At 67.5% G+C, this 4,708-nt stretch carries 5 protein-coding genes; 3 read left to right on the plus strand and 2 right to left on the minus strand.

The window, feature by feature from the left end; genetic code table 11:
• Window positions 1–1,040, minus strand: a 1,040-nt coding sequence (locus AC3XYG_RS18175) for an HlyD family secretion protein (protein WP_489141262.1), incomplete at its 3' end; no start/stop codon positions are given.
• Window positions 1,041–1,123: 83 nt separating this feature from the next.
• Between AC3XYG_RS18175 and AC3XYG_RS18180 the strand changes: the two genes are divergently transcribed.
• Window positions 1,124–1,747: a TetR/AcrR family transcriptional regulator gene (locus tag AC3XYG_RS18180; protein WP_489141263.1), complete on the plus strand. Its 624-nt coding sequence runs from the start codon at window positions 1,124–1,126 to the stop codon at window positions 1,745–1,747.
• 6 nt (window positions 1,748–1,753) lie between these two features.
• On the opposite strand, the gene AC3XYG_RS18185 is transcribed toward AC3XYG_RS18180, so the two are convergent.
• Window positions 1,754–2,134: a nuclear transport factor 2 family protein gene (locus tag AC3XYG_RS18185; RefSeq protein ID WP_489141264.1), complete on the minus strand. Its 381-nt coding sequence runs from the start codon at window positions 2,132–2,134 to the stop codon at window positions 1,754–1,756.
• A gap of 122 nt (window positions 2,135–2,256) precedes the next feature.
• Between AC3XYG_RS18185 and AC3XYG_RS18190 the strand changes: the two genes are divergently transcribed.
• Together AC3XYG_RS18190 and AC3XYG_RS18195 are read left to right on the plus strand one after the other, a co-directional pair.
• A complete protein-coding gene (locus AC3XYG_RS18190; protein WP_489141265.1) occupies window positions 2,257–3,393 on the plus strand; it encodes an HlyD family secretion protein in 1,137 nt (378 codons plus the stop codon).
• A partial coding sequence (locus AC3XYG_RS18195) for an MFS transporter (protein WP_489141266.1) occupies window positions 3,390–4,708 on the plus strand: 1,319 nt, incomplete at its 3' end. The genes AC3XYG_RS18190 and AC3XYG_RS18195, both read left to right, overlap by 4 nt.

The following is a 4,708-nucleotide window of genomic DNA, read 5'->3' on the forward strand; positions in this document are numbered from 1 at the left end:
CCGGTCGCGTTCTCCGGCGGCAGCACCGAGAAATCAGATCCGGTGCCCGGGCTCATGCTGACGATATGCGCTTTGAAGCTGCGGTCAGGATAGGCGTCGACATCGATGGTCGCCTCCTGGCCCGGGCGCATATGGGTCAGCCCGGTTTCGCGGAAATTCGCCTCGACCCAGATCTCCCGGCTCGACAGCAGCGAGAACACGTCGGCCCCGGGATTGACGAAGTCGCCGACCTGGAGGTCGTCGACCCGGGTCACGATGCCGTCATCGGGCGCCGTCACCGTGGCGTAGGACAGGTCAAGCCGGGCGCGGTCGAGCTGGGCCTGGGCGGCGCGGACCGACGGGTGGCGATCGATCGCGATATCCGGGTCGCCGTTCAGCGCAGCCACGGTGTTGGCGACCTGCTGCTCCATCGCCGCGATGTGCTGGCGGGCGACCTTCAGGTCCGTGTCCGCCCGCTCATAGGCCGCGCGCGGCGTCCAGTCGGAGGCGACGAGCGCCTTCTTGCGGCCGAATTCACGCTCGGCGAAGTCAGCGGAATCCCTGGCCGATTGCAGGTCGGCCAGCTGCTGGCGATAGGTCGCCTTGAGCGCGTCGATCTGCAGGCGCGCACTACCCAGCTGCGCCTCGGCTTGGTCGACCGCGATCTGGTACGGCGCCGGATCGATCTTGAACAGCAACTGGCCGTGCCGGACGCGCTGGTTCTCGGTGACGGCGATCTCGACCACCTGGCCAGAAACCCGCGCGTTGATCGACTCCTTCGCCGCGCGGACGAAGGCATTGTCGGTCGAGACGTAAGGCTCCTCGGCCAGGTAATACGCCCCGCCGGCCGCCGCCAGGATCAGCGGGAAGGCAATCAGCAGCGGCCGGCGCAGGCGTTCACGCAAAGCCCGCTTCGGCGCCGTGGCGCGGCGGCCGGCTTCGGGGCGTTCAAGCCCCCGGCTCAAGCCGGCATCGATCTCGGCGAGCTGTACCGGATTGCCTTCGCCGATCGCGATGGCTGACGTCATCGCGTTGCCGGGGGATGCGAGCTGGGACTGCATGATGGGCCTCATGGCCATTGAATATTGTACCGTTCCGCATAAATATGGAGGCACGGGATTCCCCGTCAAGGATTTTATGCGAGATGGTACAAAAAAAGGATGTGGAGCCGCGGGGTCGGGGCCGGCCGCGCGCCTATGACCCGCGGGTCGCGCTGCAGCAGGCCACGGACCGGTTCTGGAAAAGCGGCTATGCCGGCACGTCGCTCGACGAACTCAGCGCCGCGACCGGCATGAACCGGCCGAGCCTCTATGCGGCGTTCGGCGACAAGCACGCGCTCTATCTCAAGGCGCTCGACCGCTACTGGCAGCTCATTTTTGCCGATATGCACGCGGCGCTGGCAGATGGCGACCAGGCTTTAGACGAGGCGCTGATGCGCGCCTTTGACGGGCAGTTGGCGATCTATTTTTCGGATGACGGCCTGCCGCTCGGCTGCTTCGCGGTCGGAACTGCGACAACCGAGGCGGTCGAGGATGCGGAGATCCGCAGCTCGCTCGCCGAAGGGCTCCGGGCGCTCGACGCCGATCTCGAAGCGCGGTTCCGGATGGCGCGCGAGAAGGGCAAGCTGAAAGCGGATGCCGATCCCGCGGCGCTTGCCGTGATCGCCTCCGCCGTGCTGCAGACCATCGCCATCCGCACCCGCGCCGGCGTTCCCCGGGCGGAGTTGCGGGAGATGGGGCGCAAGGCGGTGGGCGTGATCTGCGGCTGACCAGCCTCAGCCCATGCGCTCGACCCACTGCGCGCGGGACGGGCCGGGCTCGAACGGGTCGGCAAAGTATTGGGTTTCGCGGACCACCTTGCCGTCCTGGAACTCCATGACGCTGACCGTATAGGACGGCCGGCCGTCATAGGAGAGGACGAATTCCGTGACCCACAAATCGCCCGAGCCGACGATCCGGCGCACCGTGAAGCGCTTCGAGTTCGGCTGCGCGGCACGAGAGGCCTGGATGTTCTGCCGGCCCCGGATGCGCTCGCCCGATTGCGGGTATTCGAGCACGGCATCGTCCCGGTAGATCGCGTGCTCGGCATCGAAATCGTTGGCGTCGGAGGCAGCCCAGTGACGGTCCAGCGCCTCGCGAATCCCGTTGTCATCCATTCTGCTGTTCCTGGTCCTGGCGACGTGGTAAAGCCCGGCATAGCTTACCGCGGCCACGCTCGACAACGCGACAGGCCGCCGACTACACTTCCTGGATCAGGGCTGCGTATCGGGAGATCGTGATGGATGGGCAGCCAGGTTCCACGGTCGTCAGCCCGCCCGGTCCGCCACCGGCTTCCGGGCCGCCGCCCGCCACCACCAGGCCACAGCGGCTGTGGCCCTGGCTGTTGCGGCTGGTGATCCTCGCCATCGCCGGCGGCATCGTCGCCCTGTTCGTCATCCGCTGGGATGTCTGGGTCGGCCAGGCCAGCCGCCAGAGCACCGACAATGCCTATGTCCGCGGCGACATCACGCCGCTCAGCGCCCAGGTCGACGGCTATGTCGACCGCGTGGCCGTGACCGACTTCCAGATGGTCAAGGCCGGGGACGTGCTGGTCCAGATCGACGACCAGGACTATCGGGCGCGGGTGGACCAGGCCGATGCGGATGTGCTGGGCGCGGCGGCGGCAATCCAGAACCTGAAGGCGCGCAAGGACCTGCAGCATGCCGAGATCGACGAGGCCCAGAGCGTCATCGCCGCGACCCAGGCCGATGTCGACCGCACCAACCTGGAGCTGAAGCGCCAGCAGACCCTGCTGGGGACCACCTTCGGCACGGCGCAGAAGGTCGAGCAGGCCATGGCCGAGGAAAAGCGCTTCGAGGCCACCCTGACGCGGAACCAGGCCGAGTTCGAAGGCGCGCGTCGCCAGATGGGCGTGCTCGACACCCAGGAACTGCAGCTTCGCGCCGATGCCAAGGCCAAGGACGCGGCGCTCGAACTGGCCAAGACCAATTTGGGCTACCCCAAGATCATCGCGCCGGTGGATGGCATGGTGGGTGAGCGCGGGGTTCGCGCCGGGCAGTATCTGCGGCCCGGCACCCAGGTCATCTCCGTGGTGCCGTTGGACAATGTCTGGGTGATCGCGAACTACAAGGAAACCCAGCTGACCCGCGTGGCGATCGGCCAGAAGGCCGAGATCACCGTCGACACCTTCCCTGGCGTCACTGTGACCGGCCGGGTCGACAGCATCGCGCCGGCGAGCGGATCGCAGTTCAGCCTGCTGCCGCCGGACAACGCCACCGGCAATTTCACCAAGGTGGTGCAGCGCATTCCGGTCAAGATCCTGCTCGATCCCGGCAGTCCGCTCGCCGGCCGGCTGCGTCCCGGCATGTCGGCGGTCGTGACCATCCTGACCGACAGCGCGCCGGCAAAGCCGTGACCCTAGCCCTCGGGGCAACAGCCGACCCCGGCCCGAGGCCCCTGGTCGCGGTGGTGCGTCCCCTGGCCGGCGTCGCGGCGGTGCTGCTGGGGGCCTTCATCTCGACGCTGAACACGCGGGTCACCAGCTTCGGCCTGGCCGACATCCGTGGCGGGTTCGGCCTCGGCTTCGACGAAGGGTCCTGGCTGACCACGGCGTTCTCCGCCAGCCAGATGGTCGTGGCACCCTGTGCGGCCTGGCTCAGCCTCGTCATCGGCACCCGGCGCTTCCTGGTCTGGGCCAGCGTGATCTTCACCCTGTCCTCGCTGCTGCTGCCCTTCGCCGCCGACTACGGCATCATCATCGCCTTGCAGGTCGTCCGCGGCCTCGCGGTCGGCACCTTCATCCCCGCGTCGCTCGGCTTCATCCTGCGCGGCCTGGCGCCGCGCTGGTGGATCTGGGGCATCGCCGCCTATGCCTTCCGCTTCACCTTCTCCCAGAACGTCGCCGCGTCCCTCGAGGCCTGGTATTCCGAGACGGGCCACTGGCAATGGATCTTCTGGCAGAACGTCGTGCTGACGCCGGTCATGGCCCTCATCATCCTGTGGGGCGTGCCGCGCGAGGGCATCAATCGCGACCTGCTGCGCCGCACCGATTGGGGCGCCATCATCCTCGCCGTCCTGGGCTTCGGGCTGATCTATGTCGCGCTGGACCAGGGCAACCGCCTTGACTGGCTGAATTCCGGCGTCGTCGTCGGCTGCCTGGCGGGGGGCCTGCTGCTGGTCGCCGCTTTCGTGATCAATGAGGCGGTGGTCGAGCATCCGCTGATCCACCTGCCGGTGCTGCGCCAGGCGAATGTCGCCGTTCCGGCGATGCTGATCTGCATCTACGGCTTCGGCTCCCAGGCCACGGCCTTCGTCCTGCCGGATTATCTGACGCGGATCCAGGGCCTGCGGGCGCTGCAGGTCGGCGATGTGCTGAACTGGATCGCCCTGCCGCAATTCGTGATCATCCCGCTGGTGGTGCTGGCGCTGCGCCGGATCGATGCGCGCCTGCTCCTGGCCCTCGGTTTCGCCCTGATCGCGATCGGCAGCTGGATGGACACCGGCCTGACTCACGACTGGGCCAATGACGACTTTCTGCCCTCGCAGATCGTCGAGGCGGTGGGCCTGGCCATCGGCATCACCTCGCTGGTCACCTTCGCGGTCTCGAACATCAAGCCGGCCCAGGCCGCCGCCATCGCCGCGACGATCCAGATCTCCCGGCTGTTCGGTATCGAGCTGGGGACCGCGTTCATGCAGACCTTCGTGCGGGTGCGCGAGCAGGTCTATTCCAA

This window comes from Inquilinus sp. (genome assembly GCF_057815775.1).

Bases quoted from the DNA above. Each gene is read 5' to 3' on its own strand.
- AC3XYG_RS18190 (WP_489141265.1), top strand. From the start codon at position 2,257: ATGGATGGGCAGCCAGGTTCCACGGTCGTCAGCCCGCCCGGTCCGCCA.
- AC3XYG_RS18180 (WP_489141263.1), top strand. From the start codon at position 1,124: ATGGTACAAAAAAAGGATGTGGAGCCGCGGGGTCGGGGCCGGCCGCGC.
- AC3XYG_RS18185 (WP_489141264.1), bottom strand. From the start codon at position 2,134: ATGGATGACAACGGGATTCGCGAGGCGCTGGACCGTCACTGGGCTGCC.